Origin of the sequence: Lysinibacillus sp. VIII_CA (assembly GCF_049943995.1) — a bacterium.
Lineage (GTDB): Bacteria > Bacillota > Bacilli > Bacillales_A > Planococcaceae > Lysinibacillus > Lysinibacillus pinottii.
Genome location: NZ_JBNFXM010000010.1, coordinates 1 through 24294, shown reverse-complemented (window position 1 = coordinate 24294; position 24294 = coordinate 1). Strand labels below are relative to the sequence as shown.

General features: G+C 38.4%; 31 protein-coding genes. All 31 read right to left on the bottom strand.

All coding sequences use genetic code 11. From position 1 onward, the window contains the following. Positions 1-39: 39 nt before the first annotated feature. The 31 genes from ACP3VS_RS14400 to ACP3VS_RS14250 all read right to left on the bottom strand — a co-directional run bounded on the left by ACP3VS_RS14400 (position 40) and on the right by ACP3VS_RS14250 (position 24028). Complete coding sequence (locus tag ACP3VS_RS14400; RefSeq protein WP_207889419.1) at positions 40-816, bottom strand: DNA-methyltransferase; 777 nt, start codon at positions 814-816, stop codon at positions 40-42. A 169-nt stretch (positions 817-985) separates the two neighbouring features. Next, complete coding sequence (locus tag ACP3VS_RS14395) at positions 986-1147, bottom strand: hypothetical protein (protein ID WP_426389043.1); 162 nt, start codon at positions 1145-1147, stop codon at positions 986-988. A 1-nt stretch (position 1148) separates the two neighbouring features. After that, on the bottom strand, positions 1149-1502 hold the full coding sequence (locus ACP3VS_RS14390) for a hypothetical protein (protein WP_426389042.1): 354 nt from the start codon (positions 1500-1502) through the stop codon (positions 1149-1151). A gap of 2 nt (positions 1503-1504) precedes the next feature. Beyond that, entirely contained in the window at positions 1505-3169 is a 1665-nt protein-coding gene (locus tag ACP3VS_RS14385; protein WP_426389041.1) for a phage tail protein, read from the bottom strand. Between the two features lies 1 nt (position 3170). Further along, the gene (locus tag ACP3VS_RS14380) at positions 3171-3818 is read right to left on the bottom strand and encodes a phage tail protein I (RefSeq protein WP_426389039.1); all 648 of its coding nucleotides are present in this window, start codon (positions 3816-3818) and stop codon (positions 3171-3173) included. After that, positions 3811-4941: a baseplate J/gp47 family protein gene (locus ACP3VS_RS14375; protein WP_426389038.1), complete on the bottom strand. Its 1131-nt coding sequence runs from the start codon at positions 4939-4941 to the stop codon at positions 3811-3813. Before ACP3VS_RS14375 ends, ACP3VS_RS14380 begins: the two co-directional genes overlap by 8 nt. Then, positions 4931-5233, bottom strand: a complete 303-nt coding sequence (locus tag ACP3VS_RS14370; RefSeq protein ID WP_426389036.1) for a hypothetical protein — start codon at positions 5231-5233, stop codon at positions 4931-4933. The genes ACP3VS_RS14375 and ACP3VS_RS14370 overlap by 11 nt, the downstream gene beginning before the upstream one ends. Then, a complete protein-coding gene (locus tag ACP3VS_RS14365) occupies positions 5234-5908 on the bottom strand; it encodes a phage tail protein (RefSeq protein ID WP_426389034.1) in 675 nt (224 codons plus the stop codon). It lies immediately after the preceding gene. A gap of 10 nt (positions 5909-5918) precedes the next feature. Further along, positions 5919-6110 carry a hypothetical protein gene (locus ACP3VS_RS14360; protein WP_426389032.1) on the bottom strand — a complete coding sequence of 64 codons (192 nt, stop codon included), beginning with the start codon at positions 6108-6110 and terminating at the stop codon, positions 5919-5921. Continuing rightward, complete coding sequence (locus tag ACP3VS_RS14355; RefSeq protein WP_426389031.1) at positions 6110-7126, bottom strand: phage late control D family protein; 1017 nt, start codon at positions 7124-7126, stop codon at positions 6110-6112. Before ACP3VS_RS14355 ends, ACP3VS_RS14360 begins: the two co-directional genes overlap by 1 nt. Beyond that, positions 7123-7338 carry a tail protein X gene (locus ACP3VS_RS14350; RefSeq protein ID WP_036217015.1) on the bottom strand — a complete coding sequence of 72 codons (216 nt, stop codon included), beginning with the start codon at positions 7336-7338 and terminating at the stop codon, positions 7123-7125. Before ACP3VS_RS14350 ends, ACP3VS_RS14355 begins: the two co-directional genes overlap by 4 nt. Continuing rightward, positions 7331-10306: a phage tail tape measure protein gene (locus ACP3VS_RS14345; RefSeq protein WP_426389029.1), complete on the bottom strand. Its 2976-nt coding sequence runs from the start codon at positions 10304-10306 to the stop codon at positions 7331-7333. The genes ACP3VS_RS14350 and ACP3VS_RS14345 overlap by 8 nt, the downstream gene beginning before the upstream one ends. 148 nt (positions 10307-10454) lie before the next feature. Further along, positions 10455-10856 (bottom strand): hypothetical protein, encoded by a 402-nt coding sequence (locus ACP3VS_RS14340; protein ID WP_426389027.1) that lies wholly within the window; start codon positions 10854-10856, stop codon positions 10455-10457. Between the two features lie 27 nt (positions 10857-10883). Continuing rightward, positions 10884-11405, bottom strand: coding sequence for a phage major tail tube protein (locus tag ACP3VS_RS14335; protein WP_012295287.1), 522 nt, complete (start codon positions 11403-11405; stop codon positions 10884-10886). A gap of 17 nt (positions 11406-11422) precedes the next feature. After that, positions 11423-12853, bottom strand: coding sequence for a phage tail sheath family protein (locus tag ACP3VS_RS14330; protein ID WP_426389025.1), 1431 nt, complete (start codon positions 12851-12853; stop codon positions 11423-11425). Between the two features lies 1 nt (position 12854). Then, positions 12855-13160 (bottom strand): hypothetical protein, encoded by a 306-nt coding sequence (locus ACP3VS_RS14325; protein WP_426389023.1) that lies wholly within the window; start codon positions 13158-13160, stop codon positions 12855-12857. Next, positions 13150-13635, bottom strand: a complete 486-nt coding sequence (locus ACP3VS_RS14320; RefSeq protein ID WP_426389021.1) for a hypothetical protein — start codon at positions 13633-13635, stop codon at positions 13150-13152. The genes ACP3VS_RS14325 and ACP3VS_RS14320 overlap by 11 nt, the downstream gene beginning before the upstream one ends. Next, positions 13635-14186 (bottom strand): phage tail protein, encoded by a 552-nt coding sequence (locus tag ACP3VS_RS14315; RefSeq protein WP_426389019.1) that lies wholly within the window; start codon positions 14184-14186, stop codon positions 13635-13637. The genes ACP3VS_RS14320 and ACP3VS_RS14315 overlap by 1 nt, the downstream gene beginning before the upstream one ends. 12 nt (positions 14187-14198) lie before the next feature. Then, on the bottom strand, positions 14199-14531 hold the full coding sequence (locus tag ACP3VS_RS14310) for a hypothetical protein (RefSeq protein ID WP_426389017.1): 333 nt from the start codon (positions 14529-14531) through the stop codon (positions 14199-14201). Beyond that, the gene (locus ACP3VS_RS14305; protein ID WP_233301332.1) at positions 14524-14889 is read right to left on the bottom strand and encodes a hypothetical protein; all 366 of its coding nucleotides are present in this window, start codon (positions 14887-14889) and stop codon (positions 14524-14526) included. Before ACP3VS_RS14305 ends, ACP3VS_RS14310 begins: the two co-directional genes overlap by 8 nt. 13 nt (positions 14890-14902) lie before the next feature. Further along, positions 14903-15934 (bottom strand): major capsid protein, encoded by a 1032-nt coding sequence (locus tag ACP3VS_RS14300; protein WP_426389015.1) that lies wholly within the window; start codon positions 15932-15934, stop codon positions 14903-14905. Between the two features lie 3 nt (positions 15935-15937). Continuing rightward, positions 15938-16309, bottom strand: coding sequence for a head decoration protein (locus tag ACP3VS_RS14295; protein WP_426389013.1), 372 nt, complete (start codon positions 16307-16309; stop codon positions 15938-15940). Positions 16310-16324: 15 nt separating this feature from the next. Further along, a complete protein-coding gene (locus ACP3VS_RS14290) occupies positions 16325-17338 on the bottom strand; it encodes a head maturation protease, ClpP-related (protein WP_426389011.1) in 1014 nt (337 codons plus the stop codon). Then, positions 17328-18893 (bottom strand): phage portal protein, encoded by a 1566-nt coding sequence (locus ACP3VS_RS14285; protein WP_426389121.1) that lies wholly within the window; start codon positions 18891-18893, stop codon positions 17328-17330. The genes ACP3VS_RS14290 and ACP3VS_RS14285 overlap by 11 nt, the downstream gene beginning before the upstream one ends. A 24-nt stretch (positions 18894-18917) precedes the next feature. After that, the gene (locus tag ACP3VS_RS14280) at positions 18918-19151 is read right to left on the bottom strand and encodes a DUF6148 family protein (protein WP_426389009.1); all 234 of its coding nucleotides are present in this window, start codon (positions 19149-19151) and stop codon (positions 18918-18920) included. A 3-nt stretch (positions 19152-19154) separates the two neighbouring features. Continuing rightward, positions 19155-20966, bottom strand: coding sequence for a phage terminase large subunit family protein (locus ACP3VS_RS14275; RefSeq protein ID WP_426389007.1), 1812 nt, complete (start codon positions 20964-20966; stop codon positions 19155-19157). Next, a complete protein-coding gene (locus ACP3VS_RS14270; RefSeq protein ID WP_426389005.1) occupies positions 20959-21504 on the bottom strand; it encodes a hypothetical protein in 546 nt (181 codons plus the stop codon). The genes ACP3VS_RS14275 and ACP3VS_RS14270 overlap by 8 nt, the downstream gene beginning before the upstream one ends. Positions 21505-21650: 146 nt before the next feature. After that, a complete protein-coding gene (locus ACP3VS_RS14265; protein WP_396628888.1) occupies positions 21651-21845 on the bottom strand; it encodes a hypothetical protein in 195 nt (64 codons plus the stop codon). A 381-nt stretch (positions 21846-22226) separates the two neighbouring features. Beyond that, positions 22227-22808: a tyrosine-type recombinase/integrase gene (locus ACP3VS_RS14260; RefSeq protein WP_426389003.1), complete on the bottom strand. Its 582-nt coding sequence runs from the start codon at positions 22806-22808 to the stop codon at positions 22227-22229. Further along, positions 22805-23248, bottom strand: coding sequence for an ArpU family phage packaging/lysis transcriptional regulator (locus ACP3VS_RS14255; RefSeq protein ID WP_426389002.1), 444 nt, complete (start codon positions 23246-23248; stop codon positions 22805-22807). Before ACP3VS_RS14255 ends, ACP3VS_RS14260 begins: the two co-directional genes overlap by 4 nt. Before the next feature lie 189 nt (positions 23249-23437). Beyond that, entirely contained in the window at positions 23438-24028 is a 591-nt protein-coding gene (locus tag ACP3VS_RS14250) for a hypothetical protein (protein WP_426389000.1), read from the bottom strand. Positions 24029-24294: the final 266 nt, after the last annotated feature.

Here is a 24294-nt window from a genome sequence, read left to right as displayed (position 1 = left end):
GCATAATAAAAAGCTACAGTCATACAAGACTTGTAGCTTTTAAACTTTTATAATTTCTACTTGTGACAATCCTAAAATTTCTCGATTTTCATTAACACGATCTTTGCCCTTCTCACAGTATTCAGGTTCTAATTCAAATCCAACCCATTTCCGCTTTGTATTGTCACATGCTACTGCAGTAGTAAATCCACCCATACAATTGTCTAACACCGTATCACCTTCATTTGTATAAGTGCGTACTAGATATTCAAATAATGCAATTGGCTTTTGTGTTGGGTGCCATGTGCCACTATCTCGAGGAAAATCTACAACTGACTTAGGGAAATTCTTTTTCTTTACGACATAATGCTTATTGTTTAGTGTTTCATTATTTTTCCCCAAGACTTGCATTTTTGGTGAATTCCTAATAACTACTTTAGGTTTAACAAACTCAACACCTTGTGGATTGTAAGTAGGTAGTTTTTTATAAAACACACATACATTCTCGTGATTTTTCATGGGCATTCGATTAGCATTAGGAAACCCCGTTACATGATTGCCTTTCTTCCAAATCCACTCATATCTGAATAACTTAAAATTTGACGCTACTAGCTTGCTAGTAAATGGCTGGCTTGCTGTTAAAACAATTGCCCCATTGTCTTTGATTATTCGCTCATACTGCTCCCATAAAAGATCAAATGGGATTATTGAATCCCACTTACAAGCTGTTGTTCCATATGGCAAATCACATAGAATCATATCAACCGATTTGTCAGGTATGTATTTCATACCTTCCAGGCAATCCATATTGTAAATTGTGTTATTGCAAATTTTCATAGCTTTTTTCCTCCCGATATGTAATAATTGGTATCGGATAGGAACACTTGTTCTTATTTAGTGATTATGAGGCTCATTAAAGTGAGCCTCTTTTTTACGTTATTTAGTATTCAAATTCCCAAGCGTTTGGGATTTTAGGCATAAAAAATAACGCTAGCTTATGCTGCGTCTACTTATTTTCGTTATCGTTTATTAAATGCTCGGATTTTTTCTCTTGAAGTGATACATCTATTCCTTCTTTTAAATCAGGTCGTTTAGTAATGCATTCTTTATACGCCAAAGATCCAGAAGTAATACGATATACTAGGAAATCAATGATAACTTGATTCATATTATAGCCCCTCTTTCTCTAAAATAAGTGTTTGTATTATTTCTTCTAGTTGAGCGATTTTTTCCGAATCAGAAATTACTGGTTGTATAGGCTCTAGTGAATCTACGAAGTCTTTATATTCTTGCTCAGTAACTTGCGTGATGAACTCGTTATCTGGAACTGTATAATCAGTAACGTTATAAATAAGATAGCAAATCGTATAATCGGAGTTGTAGATAGCTGAGCTGTGGACAACCGAGTTTGATGAGTTAATATCCAGACCATGATAATCCATGTTTCCATTAGGTTGAACAACATCAGTAATCTTCAAATAAGCTAATAGAACCTCGTTATTTGGTGTGTTTTCGTTTGACATGTTTATATCTTCCTTCCTATGTTTGTTAATAATTCTGCAAACCCAAGTACAGCTCCAGCACTTCCATCATTACTGTTTAACCATGTTTCTCTCCAAGCGTTATTTTCTCGGTTAACAATACCACTCCAAGTATCGGCGGTTATTAGCCACACGTTCTTTTGCAACAGTCTGGTCATCCCATATCCACCTGCATAATATGCAGTCATTGAATGTTCCATAACCATACTCGTATTGAATATCCCATATCTTGAACCTGATATATCGCCCTTATTACCTATTAGTTTCAAGTCGCTGGAGTTTATGAATGGTTCGATAGCTATTAGTGCACTAGGATTGTAAAACGATGGTGGTAAAAATATGACTCGTCCAGCTATCCCAGTAGTCCAGTCATACTCCGTAACCCTATCAAATTGTCTCGCTACTTGAACAAACCCATGGCGAACCGTGTCTATATATGTGTAATACTTGTTAGAGGGCTCTGGCAGAGTAACAGTGTTAGTAGCTATCCCAAGAGCATTTCTGTGAATAACTTGGAACTTCATTGTATTGTTTGAGTCGTTCCCGGTAACCTCAAGAGATACTCTACCACCATCATCAGTCTGTCTATGAACCTTACCGTTATCTCGTCTGACTGTAGTATTTTGGATATCGGTATAAGTATCTATTTTACCATGCGTGATATCTATAACCCCAACGACTCCATCGATAGTTACTCCTCGTCTTAGATTCTCTGGTTTCAAATCCACGAGATCTAAAGTACCAGGGATAATACCACTAAGGGTTCCAACAGTCTTTCCTTTTCGAACGTCACTTGCTACCGCATCACCATACTCACCTCCTTCACCCTGTAAGATAAAAGCCCCTGTGCCTGTGAATACTGCGGGATTTGTAACTGTGGCATTGTATCGCAAAGTATAAATAGCATCTTTTTTAAAATTCTTAACTAGGGCACCGTTAGAATTTAATACCACTTTTTGAGGCAAACTATTAACCTTAATCACAACATTACTAGTACTAGCTGTTGGACACTTAATTACCAGACCCATACCGTCTACGTAGTCAGCTATTACAGTACCAAGCGTGACACTGTATACATTCGACGCAAATGTCGGTGTTGTATGAAAAGGATGCTTCACATAATCGACCTCATGGTTTTTAAGTTGTTGTTGTGCATTTTCTAGACCAGAAACAACCACTGCTACTTTGTCATCTACATACTTCTTACTTGCATAAATAACTGACGGATCAACTTTTAGAGTCACTGCACTTGCATTCGTGACTTCAAAAATAGCTTTAATATAGAGATCCTTGGAGCTCCCTTCAGCAAAGTTAGGCTTGTACGTTAGTGGTAATTTTCCAATGGCCAACAAAACATTATTGTCATCAAAAATACCAAGCTCACGTATTTCAAAACCGCCCACGTTTCCTGGTATTACTGTTTCGACATTAACCCAATTGGGGTTAGTGGTATCAGCGGTAACAGAAGATATATTGCCAATCCACATTTGATTACGGAGGGCTGTTGCCTCTTGTGTGGGCGTATAATAGGCACCATTCCCATCTCCCACGCCTAACTTCGCAAAATTTACTTGTGTTTGATTAATTACAGCGTTGGCAATCGCTGCTAAACCTGCATTTGTGAGTATAGTATAAAAATTTTCGCTCACTTTAATTTCCTCCTTTCGGATAAAGTGTTAGTCGTTCTACATTTGCTGTATTAGCAGCTGCAACATTAATTTTTGCATTCGTAGATAAATTTGTAACTGTGTATGGATACACAACAATTTCTTCACCTGTAAGAGTTGCAGTACCGATATGAACCTTGTTTTGTTTGGAAGTTAGAATAATATCTAACACTTCAAGCCAGGAACGATTGTTTTTGTATGTTTTAATTAAACGTTCCAAAAGTCTAATTGTGGTGTCATCCACACCCTTATCTGACACATCTATACGTGCTTTGAAATAATATGGGTCGCCTCCATATTCAAACCACTCTTCTATACGGCCTTGCAAATTCAGCAGTTCAAATACACGTAACAATGCAAATTTCGTCCCTTTCTTTCGATGCACATGTAAAGCATTTCTTACAACGTTTTTCTTTTCTTCCAGTGTAAGTCCTTCGTAAAAATCCACATGTTTCTCAAAAGCTAAAAAATCGACTAACAAGCTTGGTGCATCTTTTAATAAATACAGATTTGAAATTGCTCTGAACTCTTCATACAACTGTGTAATTTGAATTTCAAAAGCTTCAGTTAAAGCAACTGTGAAGGGATCCTTTTGTAAAGAATAGGGTAAAAGCTTTGTTAAATCAGTCATCAATGAACCCCATAAACGTTAACTTTGGTTCATTCGCAACTGCAATTTTTGTCTTTTCAATTTCTGTATAGTTCACCCCAATTACCTCCACACGCTCTGCTAATTTTTCAGATTCTGTACTTTTTAACCTTTTCACGACTTCACTCGGATTCACATCACGCCCAAGCTTGGACCGTTGCCAAACCAAATACGTTTGATATTCAGTGTCGATTTTCTGCATGAGCTCATCTGCTACCGTTGCTTTGCTGTTTGGTAGCCAATACTGTACTTCCAAATCAAAATTTTGTACGTCAGGAATAGTCGCTATGACATTGTCAGTAAGTGGTCTTATGTTTTCTGCAGAACAAATGGCCAAGATTTTATCTAGATGCTGTTGTGTAGGAATCTCACCATTTTTAAGCAAGGCCACAATGCGCGTTACACCTGGTGAAGGACTGTCTACCTCTACATCTACTATGTCCTGACTAGATGTTAATGCGTAATATTTGTAAGCTAAATCGGGGCCAGCTACTGAAAATTTCTCTGGAGCCAAGCGAATACGTTCTGCATATGGATCATCTTCTTCTATTTCTGCCCCACCACTCGATACAACCGTGTTAACAACAGATTTAACATAGGGTAAAGGATCAACTAGTGTAACTGTCTCACCAGGTAAATAATCGTTACCGATTTCGCCTACTTCTGTGCAAATTACTGGCAGTTCAATGTAATTAGTATCAATAGGTACTACCGCAATTCTGGTAGTCTGGAAATAAACATCTGCAATTTTTACCCTTGTTCCTTGTGGTATTGGCAAAGCCACACCCCTAGCAGTCTCTAAATTGAATCCTATTACTGTAGTAGCTGCTTTTTCTTCTAGTCTAGGTGTGTCTAGTTCGTCACCTTTTAGATCAAGCATATCGTCCGAAGCGTACGCCAACAGCATTTGCTTCAATGCATGTTCAGCTCGATTTCGTTCAAATGTTACAAAGACGGCCAACGATTCAACAAGCTTTCGCCTTGGATCAGCACGCTGAAACTCTTGTCCTGTCTTATCGTTTATATGCTGCAACATTTCACTGACAATGGATTCAGGAGACTTCTCGAAAAACGATATATCAGGTAAATTAAATCTATTCGCCATTCACAGACACCTGCACTTTCACCTTGAAAATACCTTGTTCGGCATCCCCTGTAATTTCAATTGCTTCTATAACAGCTCTTGGCTCAAATTGGTTAACAGCCCCCACTACCCTTGCACTATACATGGCTTTAAGGATTGGGAGGGGTCTATCAACAACTGATTCTATGCCAAACCCACGGTCCAAAGGGCAGTCCATTGCAACAGTAGACATAATAAAAGCGACATTCTGTAATACCTCTTGTACGCCTGTCGCTCCGTAATCTATTTCTTTCATGGCTTCTACTTCATACAATTAACTCACTCCCTTGAACGTTGAATATTTTGTACTGGCTGTTATATATTTTCCACTGCCAAGATGATACCAATCACCTTTTTTCTCATACACGGTTAATGTATTGTTCTTTGATGCACAGCCAAGGATTTTATAACTTGTACCTGGTCCATTTCGAATATTAACCGACTGAACAGTTATGGTAATGGTTCCACTCTTTTTCTTCGATGTGTTGCTACTGTTACTAGCTGTTGCCTTTTTAGCAGTATTTTGAGTCGTCTTTTTTGTTGTTTTAATGGTGATGGGGTATTCCATCATGTCCACTGTCGCTTCTATACTAAGTACATTCCCTCGGTTATCGATGTTTTTATATGTTTCGTTAATTTTGGTTATCACAAATGCGTTATTAGAAAAAGGACGATTCCCTATAATCAGTACCGCCCTTTTTCCTTTTCGTACATAATCACGCCATTTATCCAACTCTTTAATGGGATTTACGCCCAAATCTGCACGTAAGACCATATCAAATGTAATTGGATCAATCTCTGGTCCATCAAACTCCATTATCGGTTTTTGATGTTTAATTGCATGTTTAGTGTACCTGGCTTCTGTGGTCCGATTTAAATTATCGAATGTATGGACTTTATCTCGCGAAACTTCAAACACCAAATCCCCAAAGGTTCCGATTATGGCCATAAAATCACCTCTATTCTAATTCTCCTAACATATAGCTTTTGCCATTAGAGAAAGAGCAGACAACAGTCGCATCTATTTCTGGTAACATCGTTCCTTTAAACACCTGTATTTCTCCTGAAACCATATCATTACTTTCTAAGCGTTTCACACGAATAGTTCTTGCTGAAGGATCAACATTCACAACTTGGCATTCCTCTAACATCAATATCCCTCCAGGCATCTTCGTAAATATAGGGTAGTGGAAGAATCATTTTGAATCACCTGTGAAGCAATGTACTTTCCATTTAGTTTCCCAAACTCTACTAAATTGAATGTCATTCCTGCGTATAAAGGCACCAATGAATATACTTTTAAAGTGACGGTAGTAGCCTCTCTGTTTTTTTCTCTAAGTTTTTTCTTGGCTATTCGTAATGCTTCTGCTTGTGATGACACCTGTTGTTTCACATTTAAAACTCGACCTGTTTTAGGTGGATTTTTAGGCGTGAAAGTAGCCGAAATGGTTTTCTTTTTTAACGTATGTGTCACTTTGCAAGCCTTGTATGTGTCGTGTAATGTATTTGTAAAGCTTCGTTCGATTACTTTTATTACATCCGTTTCTTTGCTTTTACGTCTGATGTAATACTTAGCTTCTTGTTTTTCATAATCTTCTTCATTTAGGACCACAATGCTATTATTAGCGATTTTTAAGCAAAGCCCTTCATCTTTACATAGACGATAAATAAAAGCTAAATCAGTTTCGTTGTCTTGTTCAATTCGATCTTTTGTAGGGTTTTCTGACGATTGCCATACAAGTTTCATGCCGTTCCTCTTTGCAATTTCACTAAACACACTTTTTAACTTTACTTTTTCCCAAGCTTTACTCTTATGTTCCCCTCGCAAACTCGACTTCTCAGATGTTGCTAGGGCCATAATGGTTATAGTTGATTCATTCCCGCTGATTGTATCCACTTCAAATTTCCCTATCTGTTGTTTAAAAGAGTCGCCTTCCCAGTTCAATTTCTCAATATCAGCTTGTATAAGAGATCCTTTAGACGGAAACCATGCCCCCAACCATAATGCTTCTGAATCCTCTAACTCAATATTCAAATCATCAATCTCTCCGGATAAATGATCTGTATATGTCCAAGAAATTAAATGTTTACTTAACGTTTCATTAATATTTTGATGGTTGTAAAGAATATTGAGCCGAGTACTTTTAGCAATCTTTGTTGTACTCATAGTTCTTCATCCTCCCCTAACCACTCAGGGCGTTCTGTCACATCTTCAAGCAAAACATCTGGAACATTTAATATAACCCCACCACTAAAGATTAAAGTGTCTTTGCATTGAGGATTTGCGTCAAATAAAAGAGGAAGCAAGTATTCGCTTCCCCACAATTTGTATGCTATTAAGTCCCACGTTTCGCCTTGGGTAGTTCGGTAACTATTCATATTGCGTCCTCCTAGATGGTGTGCCACCAGGTACTGATGCATTTTTAACGCGCGATGCTAAATTATTTAACTCAGCAATCACATTTTGCGTAGCTGTTTGAATACCTTGCATACTATTAAACAGGCTAGCCGCATTTGCAATGACTGCAGCTAATGTTGACATATTAGACGTTGATTGATCCGTAGCCAATTTCAAAGAATAAAATGATGTCACAAACGAAGTACTGACTTGGCCAGTATACATTGTCAAATTACCCATATTAGCAGCTGTAATACTTGCGCTATTTTGTAACGACATAAAAGAAGTACCTACTGTTGTACTAGCTAGTCCTACCCCTGTTGCTAACTGCATCATATTTGTGTCGACTAGTTTTGCATTGGTAGACATGGCTGTTATGGCTGTACTTGTAGTTTCAAAGGTAGTCGCTAATTTAGTAGCAGATGTATTTAAAGCCGTGGTATCAAGCCCTTTTGAAGTATCTGCACTTGAACTTGGTGCTTTACTTGGTGTCGATTCAGATTTACTTACAGCTGCAGGTTTAGGTTCACTACTACCTCTCACTGTATCTACAGCTTTTCCTCCAAACCATCTACCGCCTACATATCCAACAGCTCCACCCAACAAACCGCCTACAGCTGTGCCGATACCTGGTGCAATGGCTGTCCCTATAACAGCCCCTAATTTCGCACCACCTAAACCGCCTGCTAGACCACCAGCCGTTTCCCCTGTCGCTTTCACTTTGTCATTTGATTTATAAATGCTATATGCATCCATAGCAAGGCTCAGTGGCAACATGGCTCTACCACCTGCCTTACTTATCTTACTCCACATGCCACCTGTCCGAGGGGGAGTAGTTGCAACAGGTGCTGGCGTTGTAGGTGTTGGTCTAGGTGGTGTCACTGTTCCTGTTCGACTTGGACCCCTACTATTACCACGGGACGGTGCCGGACTTGCTGTTGTCGTAGTTGATCTATTCCCACCACCATATGGTGTAACTGTACCCGTTTGGTTCGGACCCATACTATTATTATTAGATGGTGCTGGACTCGCTGTTGCTGTGGTTGGTCTGTTTCCACCGCCATAGGACGTAATCGTGCCCGTTTGACTTGGTCCCATACTGCCACCGTTACTTCCTGAATTGGAAGGTGCCGGACTAGAAGTGGCTGTAGTTGTAGGAGGCGTTTGATTTGCTGAACGCCTAGATTTATACAAATCTTTGCCCCATCTACCTGCGCCAATAGCTCCCTTAACTAGTGTGCCTCCACCCATCATCCAAGCTGCCGCACCTAGCCCTAGTGCTCCGCTAAAATTACCATCGAGTGCACTTGAAACCGCCCCACTTGCTGCTCCAGTTAGCCCCGCAATCCACGCCTTACCCGCGATTGTTCCCAATTGCGTAAAAATCCGTCCCATTGCTTCGCCACCTGAACCAGATAACCAATTTTCTACTTTTTCAATGGCTGTATTTAACATGTATTCTACTTTTTCGCCCACATCCATATTGCTAAATAATTCATACTTTTGAAGCTCTTTATTATATTGGTTAATCGCCTTTTGAGCATCTTGTGGGTCCATGTTTGGTTCTATTTTCGGTTTAATCGGTTTTGATGTACTAAATGGTGCAGTAATATCACTTAGAATCTTTGCTGTAGCTTTACCTGCTTTTTCAATACTGCCCATGTTCTGATCAAGATTTCCTGTTATTCCATCGAAAAACTTTTGAAATACCGGCAAGACTGGTTTCATAAATTTGATTTGGGCACCCTCGATACTACTTTTTAAAAGTTGAAGGGAACCCGCATAGTTATCTACCATAGTTGCAGACATTTTTGCTGCAGTTCCATCTGACTTCTCTAATGCCGTTGTCATTTTTTGAAGTTCATCTGACCCAGTTGAAAGTAGAATAGCCCAATGTTTAAATGCTTCTGCACCGAAGAGTGTTTGTAGCGTACTAACTCGCTGCTTATCACTCATCCCTGCTGTACCTTTTTCTATCTCTTTTATCAGGGAAGGAAGTGACTTCATTTTTCCTTGAGCATCAAAAAACTCCATGCCTAATTTTTTTGTTTTTTCCGCTATTTTACCTTTGTCCTCGGCTAATCGACCCATTGAGCTAGCAAATGCTTGACCTGCAACTGAACCCTTCAAACCTTGGTTAGCAAGTGCCATCATTGCTGCAGAAGTTTCTTCAAGGGACCATTTAAATTGATTTGCGGTAGGAGCTGCATATTTCATAGCTTCGCCAATCATCTCAACATTTGTATTAGCGTTAGCTTGAGCATATGCAAATACGTCTGCAGCATGTCCTGCTTTATCCGCGCCCATACTAAACGCTTGCATCGTATCACTCGTTATATCTGCTGCTCGACCTAAGTCCATAGCACCCGCTGCCGCAAGATTTAGCATACCAGGCATTGCCGAAATGATTGCATCTGTTTTCCAACCAGCTAACGCTAGATATTCCATACCCTCTGCAGCTTGAGTAGCAGAAAATACTGTTGATTTACCAAGGTTTTGTGCCGTGTCATCGAGTCTTGTCAAATCAGTACCTGTTGCACCAGATATAGCAGAAACTTTAGACATTTGCTGTTGGAAATTCCCTGCTGTATTAAGTGACGACATTGCTATACCTGTAGCAGTTGCTGCTACTCCAACTGCCGCTACACTTGCCACTGTTTTTGTTGTATTCATCCCATTGTTAAACGTGCTCTTTAAAGCAGTGATTCGTCTTTGGCTATTTTCTAGTTGCCTTAATTCGCGAGACAACCTAGCTGTACTCTCAGCATACTGTGATTGGTGAATAGTACCTTGCCTAAAATCACGACCTAAACGATTCATTTCTTGTTGTATAGCTCTCGCTCTACTACTTAAATCGTTTAATCTTGAAGTAGCACCCCTGAAAGATGAAGTTAAAGAGCTGCCGATAGCACCGTTTATTTGAACAGTTGTTTCAAATGTTCTCGACACTACTTATCAGCTCCTTCCAATTCTTCAAATGCTTCTAACCAAGCATTCAAATCACCTACACTTTGTTTCTCCCAATACTCCATGCTACCAGGAACACTTCTACCTAACTGTATAAAGATTTTTCTATATTCCTTAGCAACATTGTTGCCTACCATTGAATGAAAAAATTTCTTGTTCGGAAGGCCACTTCTAAATAATCTGCTCCATGCAATCTCTTTAAATCATCCTCAAAGATTCCTGATGCTCTAGACATCAATTTCAAAATAACTGTTTGATTCCATAAGTCGTCAAAACCTGTACCCACCGCTCGTAATTCAGCATCAATTTTTAAAATTTGTGTACCTGTCATTTGGGTGAAATCAAGTTTCACCTCATTTAAAAACGTCCCATCGATTTCGATAGGACGTTTAATAGGTACAATAATGATTTCTGGATTTTTGTTTTCAGTTTCAATTTCTTCAACTTGAACAGGTACCTTTTCGTTTACATTCTCTTTTTCCTGCTTTAGATTTAATGTTAGTTCTTCAGCATTTTTCTCTTTGATTTCCATTAGTAATCTCTCCTATCAATATCTTTTTTACATTCCTAATGCAGCGCGTAATTTTTCCATGTAGTCAACTTCTCCCACACGGTAGATGTAATTTAATTTATCAATCTCAACCAACGTTTTTCCGTTGTACTCCATTTTGATGTATAAGATTTCAATTTCTGATGATCCCTCATATGGAGATCCCTTTGCTGCTTTTCCTAGATCGTTATTTATTGGCAACCCGCGCATAACAATACGGTTAACACTGAATTCATGCTCACCTTTAGCTCCATCATATTCTTGGTTCGCTAATCGGAAATCCAGCTTAATCGCCTTCGGTTTTAGGAATTCTAATAATTCATTATTAATCATTCGCCAGTTTATAGTGGCTTTCATCGATTCCAAGTGGCTAAAGTTGGGAGAATCATATTCCCCCATTACTCCGCCTCCACTTACAGTTTCTGTTTTTGGGTTAAATGATGGTAATTGTAAATCAGCTACTCCCTTTAATTCAGGGCTGCCATTCGCGTATGCTCTAAAATCATTTAATTTCTCAGGGATTTTTGACATTAAATTATGCCCCTTTCTTAGTTAAAAATAGTTTCATAGTATGACGTATCCACTTGTAAAATATTTTCGATTTCTTGCGCTGGTGTTGGCTCAGCAACAAAATATCGGAAAACCACTTTACCATTTAGTAATTGGTCATTTGGATTATCTTCTGCGCGGGCTTCTACTCTTCCACCAATAATTGCTCCATCACCTTGTAAACCATTCATCCACATGTTCATTTCGTCTACAATCTCATCAATCAAGCGTCTGCGGATTGGGCCATCTACTTTCTCCCAAGTTTTTAGCACAATCGAGTTACCAATGAAATTATGCATTATACGTGTTGCGTGGAATTTGTCTTTCACGTCAGTTACATCTGGGTAAGCCGCTGTGTAATTTCCCCAGGTTACAAATCCATTCACGAAATTTAATGCTGTTACAATCCCTTGATCATTTAAAATCTCTGCCTGATTTGGTTCTAGTTCAACCTCTTCATATTTATTGCCTTTTTTGATAACAATTTTATCAATTGGAATAGGTTTATTTGATGCAGATTCATAGGGATAGTTGTTATTTATCAAGCAAACTTTTAAGACGTTACAAGCAAATAAAGTTGATAGGTGATACACCTTGTCCTTTCTCATACCAAGTGGCCAACAAACTGCTTCGTTTTTACCTGTGTAGCCATTGTCATTTTTCCATTCAAATACATCTGTGAACACTGCAGTTTTTGTTGTATCAACATCTGTTAGGGCTACTGATTTGAAGTACGTATTAATGGAAGTTGCTTTTGCTCTCATTACTGCAGCTACATCTGGAACTGATGAAAATTTCGGAGCAAGTAATAGACTAGGTACTGAACGTAAACGTGGAAATACTTTATTAACACATTCCAAACCAGACGCTTTACCCGTTGCAACATCATACCCACCAATTACATGCTCTTTTGTAACAAGTGAAGGGTCCAACATATCGTATTCAGCTACTACAGTTGTTTGAGCTGTTAAAAATGCGATCATTAAAAGCCCATCTTCATTAAAAGTAGCAATATAATCTTCATCTTCTTTTAAAGTGGCACTATCAGCAATCAACTTTAGGGATTTTTTAAGAATCCCTTCATTTTTCAACGTTGCCTTTTGATTTTCAATTGTTACAGTTTCTTGTGTAATACTCTTTTTGTGGACTGCAGGATCTAATATGTTTACAAAGACGAAAGGCCCCAAGCCATATTCCACAAATGCTGCGTCTGCTACTTCGCATAAATCATAGTTTTCCCAGTTTTTTGAGTAGCCAAGATTCTTTTTAAAATCAGTTAAAGAGGTACATTTGATAGGCCTATTCACATTATCAATGCCCTCTGTTAAATTTATAGGTGCTATACCAAACACAACAGGTACAATACTTGAAATTACAGTGGGTGTACCAGGGCTTGTCGGCATCTCATACACGCGTGAGCCATGAGGCATATTACTTCACTCCCTTAAAATATTCGATTACCTTGTTATAAAACATTGATTCTACTGTACTCGAATCGTTTAAACGCATTTGAACCGTAGTCAATTCTTTAATAGGCACAAACAATTGTTTAAATGCCGTACATTTTTCTAAATGTTCCTCTAAATTCTTAGGGTAGCCCCCTTTAAAAACAGAAAAACGCTGTACCCCTTTCACCTGTGGGCCAACGTAAATTAATTGTTCTTGCTGTTCTTTTGTCTTTTTAATAGCATCTCCTACCTTCTTTGGTGATGTATTTTCAGATACTTTAATAGTCATCTAACACACTCCCTTCCCAAACAACTTGTGGTAAATTGAACTGCACTTCCATAACACCATGCCACATTGGTTTTGGGTGATCCTCAAACAATGCCATGCCTATTTTCCCTGTTAATGAGGCCGCTTCAATTACCTGTTTTTTTCCTAATGAAATTTTTATCCTATTCATGACATTCAACGTATCCCGCCAGCCATGCTGTTCATCTTTGCTAAAAGTTCCAATTAATAACCTTAGAGTGACCACGTTTTCCTTATATTGTTCATCTTCTTCACCTAAATATCGCACAATTACATACGGATAATCCTCTTGTTCAGTATCTTCTCCCCTACGAGAAGGATTCTTTTTAGGTGGTAAATAACCATCATACACAGTTGGGGCTTTTTCTATATTTTCATCTTTTGTAGGTAATCGCATTTCTTTTAATGCCTCATTCAGAAAATCTACAAGGTCATCAATTAGAGTAGTATTTAACATCATGCTCCTCCTCTTAACAGTCGATCTAAATCATGCTCTATTCGATTGTTAAGGACTGTTTGGCCGCGATCAATAATATCTTCAATAAGTACATCTTTCCCCATCATTTGCGCTATGGAAGGTCCATATCTACCCTGTATAGGAAGGCGACTTCTTCCTACACGAGTAAATACGTTTACATGTCCATTTCCAGCTCTTGCAACAAACCCATTGTCAATTTTCTTTCTCGAACCTTGCCTTAAAACACGGGCTGTTACCTGGTCATTCTTCGGAGAAGAAGGTCTTACATCGAATTTCATAATAGGTGTTACTGGACCACTTGCTCGTATTTGAGCTGATAAACTGTTAGCAGTTGCTTTGCGAATTTTAATTCGTTTCTTAACATCCTCAGCTTTCACAATATAATGCTTACGGATTGCTACACTACTCCGAGTTCTTACTGCAGTTGCTGAACGGTTGATAGCACGCCACAGTATTATTTTCGCTTCTCTTGGCGTGTTTTCAAATAAGCTCTCAATTCTTTCAACGTTTTCAAGTCTGATTTGGATCATTAAATTTACCCCCTAACTTTCGTGGGCTGACAGAACAATTTTAATAACTCCATTCTGATCTTTTGCTTCTTCAACAAAATAGCCTTGGCCATCTAAAATTATTTCACTACCAACTTTAGGGATATAGAAATCGCTACTTTTAACGTAAACAGTTTTATAAAATTTAAATATTTCTTGCGCAGCATCTAATTGATCACGTCCAAAGCCTTTTAAATCTTCTAAACTACTGTCTACAACTATTAAATCTAAATTTTGACCATCTAATTCGTGTTCATCGGCCATTTCATCGACATTAAAAAAAACGTCCAAATCCTCCAAAATGAAGTCTTTAAACGTTTTATTCATTAGAATCATCCTCTAATAGCAAATCGGCTTTACCTTGTTTTATAATCGCCTCTATTATAGGCTCTTTCTTTGTCAATCCTGTTAAATCCACGCCTACTTCCTTAGCAACACGTTTTAGTTCTTCTGCGTTGTATAATTCATCCAATGCAGATCGTAAGTCTTCAAATTCATCAGGTGGAATTACTTTTACATCTTCGACCACTCGTTGCTTCTTCATTTCTTCCTCAGGTGAAATGACATATTCAGCAGACTTTAACCGTACCAAGCGTTCAGCCTCCGATTCCTTTAAACCATCGAGAATATCACCTTTTTTGTATTCAACATTATTATGTCGAATAGCATGCTTTGCTCTAATCATTTGCTACCCCTCCTTAAAGGACTTTTGCAACAAACCACCCGTTAATTTCTTTTGGAATAGGTAGTGGTTTTGAACTTAATTGCAACATTTTACGATCTGGATTCTTCTCAACCCACGTATCTGGTACACGTTCTGTTTCGTAAGTTGTAAAATCATCATCTTTATCTTTAATAAGAGTAATTGCTGCATAAGCCATGGAGAAATCTGTTTCTGATGAAAGTAAAGCAAGCGACCCTGCTGGCACTAACGGTTCTGCTTTCTTTGTTTCTTCATTGAAGTAATAAGCATTATAAGAATATAAATGACCTACTTCTGATAGATAACCAATGTACGTAGCACCTGAAGGCAATTCATTAATGGCAATTTGTCCAATATTAACATTTCGAATATTTAAGAGCTTTAAGATTTCTTCATCTTTTAATAGCTCCTCAGCTACATCCCCTGCCATAATGACATGATCTGTATTTACAAATCCTGTTTCTTGAACAATTTTACGCCAGCGTTTTAAATCAGCTAGTTTAGAAGAGGTATTTGTAGACCAGAGATTTGTACCAGATAGCGTTTCACGATTTACATGACCAAAACTAATCAAGTAATCCACTCCATCACCTTTTACATCGATTTCTCCATTAAAAATCGCTTGTGCACACATAACTTCCTCACGACGTGTCACCATCTCATCTAAATCTTTCAAATCATCCAACAGTTTTCTAGCAGCACGCTGATCAGGTGTTTGTGAAGAGTAAAGATTTTCACCCATTGAACGTTTTTGAATATCTGCTGCTGTCGTTACTTTTAAAGGTGCTACAAGTGGAGGAGAAAACGTTTCAGTTCGGTACCCACTATTTTCAACAACTTTCCCACCGATTTTTTCACTTACATAAGGCGCGATTTTTAAGCCACCAATTTTAATATCTACATCTACCTTTGGATTAGGAGAAAATTCTTTATGCGCGAAAAACTTATCACGTAAAAATGTGGTTGCTTTTGGCATGCGATTAACAAACTTTAACATTGTACGTGGTTCAAATAAATTTACTGCCATGGATTATTCCTCACCTTTCGTTTGTGGAATTGCTGCGATTGTATCGCGTAGTGTAATCCCGATATTACTCAATGCTTTTTTATATTCAATAACATTTGATTCTGTTGGTAAGATGATCTTTCGTGAATTAAATTCGCCACGTTTGTAACAAACAGCTGCTTTTGTTTCCCCTGTAGCAGTCGCTACCGCATCGGCCATAATACCATATACTTCTGTTGCTACACTTTCTTTAGTCATTGCAACGGCTTCACCTTTGGCATCCAGCGCAAATACTTGTCCTACTGATAATTCTTGTTCGGGTGCGACTTTGATTGACTCTGTCACTACTTTATCTTGAAAGCCTGCTAATAGGTTCTCATGTTCAAGTACATACATTTTTTGATTCCCCCTTTATAAAATGCCATCAATCAAATTGTCTACTTCAGCATCTTGATTTGGTGTAGGTGCTTCTGAAGCTTCAATTTGATTTAATGGCTTTGCATCCGCAATACGATTTTGTAACTGTTGTTGTGTTTGTTCTTTTTGTGCTTTCAAAATTTCCATTGCTGTGTCTGCAGCTGAAGCACCTGTTTCAAATTTAGCCTTGTTTACAATAGCTTCAGTTCCAGGCTGTGATATATTTTCAATGTCTTGAATACGCTGACGTTCATTATTTACTGCTGCTTTTTCAATTTGATTAACAAGCTCTGGATGCTCATTTTTTAATGTCTCTAAGTCCATCTTTTGACTTCCTCTCTCGTTTTGTGTAATTGAATTAATTGTCGAATTCATGGGGTCCACCTTTAGTTGTTGGCGAAGTTGGTCTAACACGCTTTTAGGAATAGCACCTTCCACTAGTGAAGGGTGTTCAATACTAGCTACGGCATCTAGTTCATTTTCAAACATGATGGCATCAATAAAGCCATTTTCCTTTGCTTCACTAGCAGTCATCCAGGTTGTGCGATTCATCATTTGTAATAACTCTTTTTCTGTTTTTGAAGTCTTGGAACGATATGCATTGGTAATTGTTTGATTGACCTTTTGTAAAAAGTCACTCGTAGCATCCATTTCGTTGTAATCTCCCCATGCACTGGTTGAAGCATTGTGAATCATCAGCTGTGCTACTGGAGACATTTCTACATGTTGGCCAGCCATTGAAATGACGCTGGCTGCACTTGCTGCCATTCCTACAATTTGAACTTTGACTTTTCCGTTAAAGGATTTTAAAGCCGTATAGATTTCAGCTGCGGAAAAAACAGACCCCCCGCCTGAATTGACCACAACAAGCAATTCTCCGTCTTGGTTTCGTAAAGCACGATCAATAGCTGTGTTTACTTTCCCTGGACTCGTTGCAGGAATTGCAAAATAATCATAAATCCATTGATCTGCATCATTGATAATTGGTCCCTTAATCTCAATCTTCATCGTTTTCATTCACCTCCTTTTTTTGTCGGGCCTCTGTTGCCTCTACATATGCCAAATCAAGCCCAGCTTTTCGTCTAGCATCTTCCTCACGTATACGTTGTGTATAATTCCGCCAGTAATCACCACCTGTAAGTTCTACTGTTTCGCGTGCTCTAGTACTGAATCCTTCGTCTACACGCTTTTTAGCCGCATTTACCTCTTTCAGTGGATCAAGTTGACCTTGTGATGGTCCATTCCATTCAGCTGTGCTATATGCTTGCCTTACTAAAGGATTCTCTAAAAATCCTGGTGCTTTGATTCTTCCAATTAAAATGGCCTCTGTTAACCACTCTTCATAAATTGGCTGGCAAAAACGGCTGGCTACAAACTCCCTTCGCATTTTAAACATTTTCCAGGCTTCTAGTAACGCCGCGCGTGATGCAGAATAACTAGAGGTAAAGTGTTTCACTAAGACCTCATAAGGAATCTCCAGTGCTGCGCCCATTTGACGAATGATTGCTGTTACAAATGGATCAAATGAAGCGTTATTTCGTGCAGGATTTGACATATTCGCCTTTTCACCAGGGTTCAACGCAATCACGGAACCTGAAGCAAGTTCCACTGTCGTTTCATCTGCTTGGTCCACCTGATCATCTTCTGGAATACCTTCTCCAATAACAGGACTAGAGCCATCATCATCTTCCGAAACTTCTATAAATACCGTCATGAGTGACGAAACCAATGCTGCTGTTATTTCTGCCTCACTATAACGATCTAATTGCTTCAAACTTTCGATTACAGGAGCCAACAACGGAACCCCTCGCCGTTGTTCTGGCCGTTCAGATTCCATCAGGTGCAGTATATTTTGTCGTCCACTTAACTTTCCAAACTTTTCAACACGCTTCCATTCTTTTTTACCAGAATCCATTCCTAATGGATGGACATTGCAAATATGATAGGCCCTAACTTCTCCATATGGCCCTAATTCAACACCGTTTATAATGTTCTTATTGGCACTACTTGGAGAAGAAATGCGATCACTTTCAATCAATTGCACACGTAATCCATACCAATGCTCCTTGTGATTTCTGTGAGGCAAGGTCACAAAGGTTTCTCCACTGGCCAAAAACGACAGAAAAGCAATTTGTTGTAGTTCATAGAAATTGTGCATTTGCATTGAATCACACATTAATGATTTCGCCCACAAAGAAAATTCTCTTTCTACTTGCGTTTCCCATTCATCCGCCTGTTGTACAGTTAAACCTAAAAATTCATGGTCGATTTGACTATTTAACACTAAGCCGTATCCAACAACATTTGTACGAATGGTTTTCAATGCGCCTGTAGCAAGTGGGGTATTCATATACAGATCTCGTGATCGTTCTCTAAGCGTTTCTAAGTTATCATCAATATCTTCTTTCGTAGAGCCACCTTTTGACCGCCATCCGCGCATCGATTTCTTTTGTTTACTGGCCCCACTATTGGAATAGCCTGTATTCATGATCTCTAATTGTTTCCTAGCACTAAATCTCTTTAATGCTGTGCGTGGAGCTATAGCTGCTATTGCACGTTCCATCCTATTCAATTGTCGTCACCACCTTTATAAATCGCGTGGAACAATTCGAACAGTTCTACGCCTACTACGTCCACTCGATACCGATTCTGCCTTTGCTAATTCCTTTTGCCAAAACTTAATTTGTTCTCTCACTTGTGCCAAGTTAGCACGATCAAGACGCCTATTATCAATCGTATAGCTTTGTCCAGTTGCAATTGCTCCTTCAGCATCAAGCCACATTTGCAATCTTGCATTACATTGTTCTACTGAAAATGCCAAGCGTTACACTCCTTTCGATAAAATTTTTCGTTTGCGTCTTTTTCTTGTCTTTACTGACTGTTTATAAATATTTCCTGTAAGATTGTGCTCTGCCAGGTACTCTAAATCTGGGTTAAAAATTCTAAATGCCGCAAAAGCGTACACACGCAAGTCAAACGGTTCATTTCGAATACTTGAAGAACGTTTTACCCATTGGTATGTAACTACCCCACCAACAGACCGTAATTTTTTATATTCAGCTGTTAAACCTACAAAATAAGCCTCGTCATAACCTTTATCCTTATTTAAAGGAAATAGGCAATAACCAGGCTTTTCTGCGTTTTCAATTTTCAAACGACCATTGATTGTATCCTTTGCTTCATCTACCCCTAATGTGTACAAGTATGTATCCTTTTTACGGCCTACTTTGGAAGGTCGATTTATAAAAGGTATACCTTTACCACCTTTACCTTTAATGGCAAAAATCCTACGGTGTTCACGCGCTTTGCAGTACTCATAAACTTCTGTTGTATAGTGACCCCCTGAGTCTACACAAGCTGCTGAAATACTTAATGTAACACCGTCAGGGCGCGTCCATTCTTTTGCCAAGAATGTATCGACTTGGTCCCATACAGCTTGTTGTCCAGGATCCCCCATAAATATCTTATAGGCAATGCCTGCACTCTTTTCACCAAGGCCCCAACCAACAATCTCAACTTCTAAACGGTCATCCTGTACATCGACACCGCCTGTTAAAACCAAAACATCTTCTGGAACTTCTGCTTCATAGTTAACCCTGCGGTGCATGATTTTTATATGATCATTTTCTTGAAGCTTTTCTTCCCATACTTCACCTAACGTGGTATTTTTCCATGTTTTAAGCTTTTCAGGACCTTTCTTTTTTGCTTCTTTGAATTCATAAATAATCGTTTCCCATCGTTCCCATGGTGAGGCGAGTGCATTCATATGAAATCCTAGTTTCCTTGCATCAGGGTTTCGATGAATCCATTTAGCTGGCCTTGCTTTCCACTCCATCTCATTATGCTGTTCTTTGCAAGATACACATTCCATCAATACACCTTCAAAGCGTATTTGTTCCCATTCATAGGGTTGAAAATGACCACATGAGGGGCACGAAACACACCATTGTGCTTTGGTACTCGATTCATATTCAGCTTCTATACGTGAGGTTTCTGCATCTGTAGGCGTGGAAACTGATATTTTTTTTCTATTCCAAAAGGTTTTAGTCCTTTTGTGACCTAAACTTAACGGATCCCCTTCCTTACCTGCTGAGGTAGGGAAACGGTCTACTTCATCCGCTAACACTACTCGAATGGGTCTTGAAGCCAAACCCGCTGGACTATTTGCACCTACTAACGTCAAATGTCCTCCAGGGAACTTTTTATGAAGTAATGTATTATTACCGTTCCTTGATTTTGGATCTCCTACTTTTTTGGTTAGTGCAGGTGTATCACGTATCATGGGAGCAATTCGGTCTTTCGAATAATCTTCCGCTGTGTCAACGGTTGGCATAATTAACAAAATGGGTGATGGATCATATGAAATAAAATAGCCAATGATATTATTAATAATTTCTGACTTTCCAACCTGTGAAGAAGCTTTGATTACGATTTCTTCATAATCTGGATTATTTACTGAATCTAATATCTCTCGTTGATAGGGTGCTCTATCCGTATTCCATTTACCAGGTGCTGCAGAAGATTCAGGTGATAAATAACGTTCAGCATCCGCCCACTGTGACACAGTCCATTTTGGTGGTGGCGCAACTAATTTGGCTATTTTTCTAAATAAATTTAATGTATCTTTTTTAACCATCTGCAATATCCTCAACTTCGACAGTATCCTCGACATCCTCTACAAACATGGACGGATCATACTCAGATAATTCATTCAAAGCTTCGTTAACGTTTTGTTCTAAAATGGTTTCAATATACTTGGGTTCTGTTCGATTTACTAAAAATGGGGCACATACTGACGGTATCGCAAGCATCCTTTGTCTGAAGTTCATCATCATATTATTCATGACTTCCTCCACTTCACCTGATGAGTGCATCTCTTTCTTTATGTGTGCTAATTCAATCTCTGCTTTTTCACGTTTTGCCTTTTCATGTAACCACTTTTCATAGTCAAGTGATTCTGTTACATCCCCTTCAGTTAAAGATTCTGTATTCAGTTTCAAAAAGGTAATGTACTTACTCACAGTATCGATCAGATTGAACCGACCATGGCCAATTCGATCCACCACCCCTTCTTCTACTAATTGTCGAACACGCCTTGGGGTCATATTGAACATTTTTGCAATGACAACTGTATTCACAACCACAGCATCATCCATTTCCGATTTAGCGTTCATTTGTACTCACCTCAATTCAGGATGGAAGGAACCCATTTTTTCCCGCTATATCTAGACCGTTTTTGGGGCTCGCGAGACCCGCAGGCTTCGTATATATGGCTAGGAGAACCTAAAAAAATAAAAAAGCGATACAGAACGTGTCTGCATCACTCTTGTTTGTATGGTTTAATTGGTTCACTAATCATTGATACAAGCGAAGGTGCACCATTCACTGCTTTTACTAAGCTCGCAAGGGTTGATAGCTCATCATGTGTTGCCATCACTGGATCTAATACCTTAACTCTTTTAGTGATTAGGTCTGCAACAGCCTCGTTCATTGCATCTACTTTGCTTTGTTCCAACGTTAAACACACCCCACATATTTGTATTGTTATTCACATATTGCACAATAACATACTAGCATAGCTAAAAATGAAAAGTGTTCCAATAGTGTCCCATAATTGTCCCATTTTTGTTCCATTATTATTCTTCAATATACTTTTTCAATCTATCCACAGCTTTATTCACACATCCACCACCTTAACATAACATATATTCTGTTAACGTCATTTGATGTTTAAAAACCTACATACACCAACACTTCTCTCATCCTTTACCCATTGACATTTACAGTACGTAATTAAAGCAATGTCTTTATCTCACTAAATCATTGATATGTTATGCACAACTTACAGTTTCCGAAAAAGCCCAAAATAAAAAAGCAATCCAATTTACAGATTGCTCTATCCTCTAAAGTCTAATTTGCCATATGCTCGATCAATTGCATCTTGGTTGACCCCAATATACTTTAAAGTTATGTAAGGGGCACTATGTCCAAATATGTCTTGTAGCAAAGCCACATCTTTTGTTTCTTGATAGATATGATACCCAAACGTTTTTCTCAAAGTATGTGTTCCTATTTCTTTTAATCCACACGCTACAGCTGCTTCTCTTAAAATATCGTATGCCCTAACACGGGTTATCGGTTGGTTACGCCCCTGCCTTGATTTAAACAAATAATCATCCATATCCAAATCATTGCAATATATAGCGATTAATTTCTTTAAATGCGGAACTATCGGAACCCGTTTTTTAGTTGTGTACTTACGACTTTTCTTTCTTGATCTCTTTGTCTTTATTTCATTTACAAAAAAGACATCTTTATTAAACACATCAATCTTCTTAACAGGCAATATATCACTTATACGTAACCCTGTATAAATACCGAAACAAAACAATAATTCATCACGGCTATTTCTATTGCTTAAAAACGATTGTACTTCTATCACTTTATCAATATCTCGTATAGGTTGGACAAAGTTCATTGTACCACCTCAGCCATTTGATACACTTCAATACCTAACCCTATTGCCAGCTTATATATTGCACGATTCCTCAAACGGTAATATTTACTTTTAGACATACTAAGTTCTGTATAGATTTCATAGTTGTACATTGGTTCTGTCTCTAAAAAGGCCGATATGACAATACGACGTTCTATAGATGTCAACCTACTCAGACCTCTATTAAACCAAGCAAAAAATCTCTCATACTCTTTTTCTTTATCCACAAATTCGATGGCTGCCCCTTCCACGCTGGACTGTTTAATATTCGAAAAAGTCGGCATTTCTAACGTATATTTCGCTGTGATTGAAGGCATAAAATCATCAGGTGTCGTCAACATGTAAGTTCGATACTGTCTAAATATATTTTCAACCTCCTTTTGTGTAGCTTCTCCATCGATGTTTTGCAAGATCTCTATCATAGTAGTGGCCACCTTTCTTTAAAAAAATAAAAGAACAACAAGCACACACATTGCTCCTATATTTATCAACTCAATTATGTTAATAAATATGAAATACTTAAAAAGTATAATTTGGCTGAGTAGTAAGTTGCTGTTGCTCTTTTTTATACTTTCTAAAATTTTCCTTTCACTCAAAGTGTTAAGTACTTTTTATGGCAATCTAAACATTATAGTTACTGCAACTCCATTAGCAAATGCACCTCCAGCTGTAGTTACTCTTACTGATAAAAGATTACATTGATTGACCGAGAAATTTGCCACTGTAGTTGCACAACAATTTGGAGTTGCAGCTGAACTTGGACCAGTAATAGTTGCCACAATTCCTGTTGAGCTAGGAGCACTAAAGCCACAATTTGAGCTTATAAAAATCTCTGCTGATGTTACTTCACCAGCATTTAACACATGATCCCGAATATTATAAGTAATTCTTGTTATTATTGCATTTTGAGGAATTACAATAGTATTTCTTACAAAGTTTGCAGAAGAAGTACCTAAGCCTAGAAAATCGTTATTTCCTATAGATTGATCTGTTCCCAAATACACCTCCATGATTCCAGGTCCGGTTGCTCCCGTTGGTCCTGTCGGTCCTGTTGCTCCTGTTGCCCCCGTTGCTCCTGTTGCTCCCGTTGCTCCTGTTGATCCGGACGCTCCCGTTAATCCGGTTGCTCCCGTTGATCCGGTTGCTCCCGTTGATCCAATTGGAATTGGATTGCAACCACATTCGTTACACTTAAATCTCATTAAACAACCATTACTTATATTTTTGCATTCACACTTTAGAAAATTATTGTTGTATTTTTTTGATTTACTATAATGATGGTAATGGTTAAAACTCATTAACTCACCTCCTAATAGTGTTCTCTAATCATAATATTCATTGCACACTATCAGGATTGGGAGTATTAATCTAGTTAGAAAATCTAAACCTCATTATAGCAATAGGTAAAACTTTGAAGTTATCTCCATCTTTTCCCCTGCTCCACACCCAACGTGCAGCTTTCACCGCA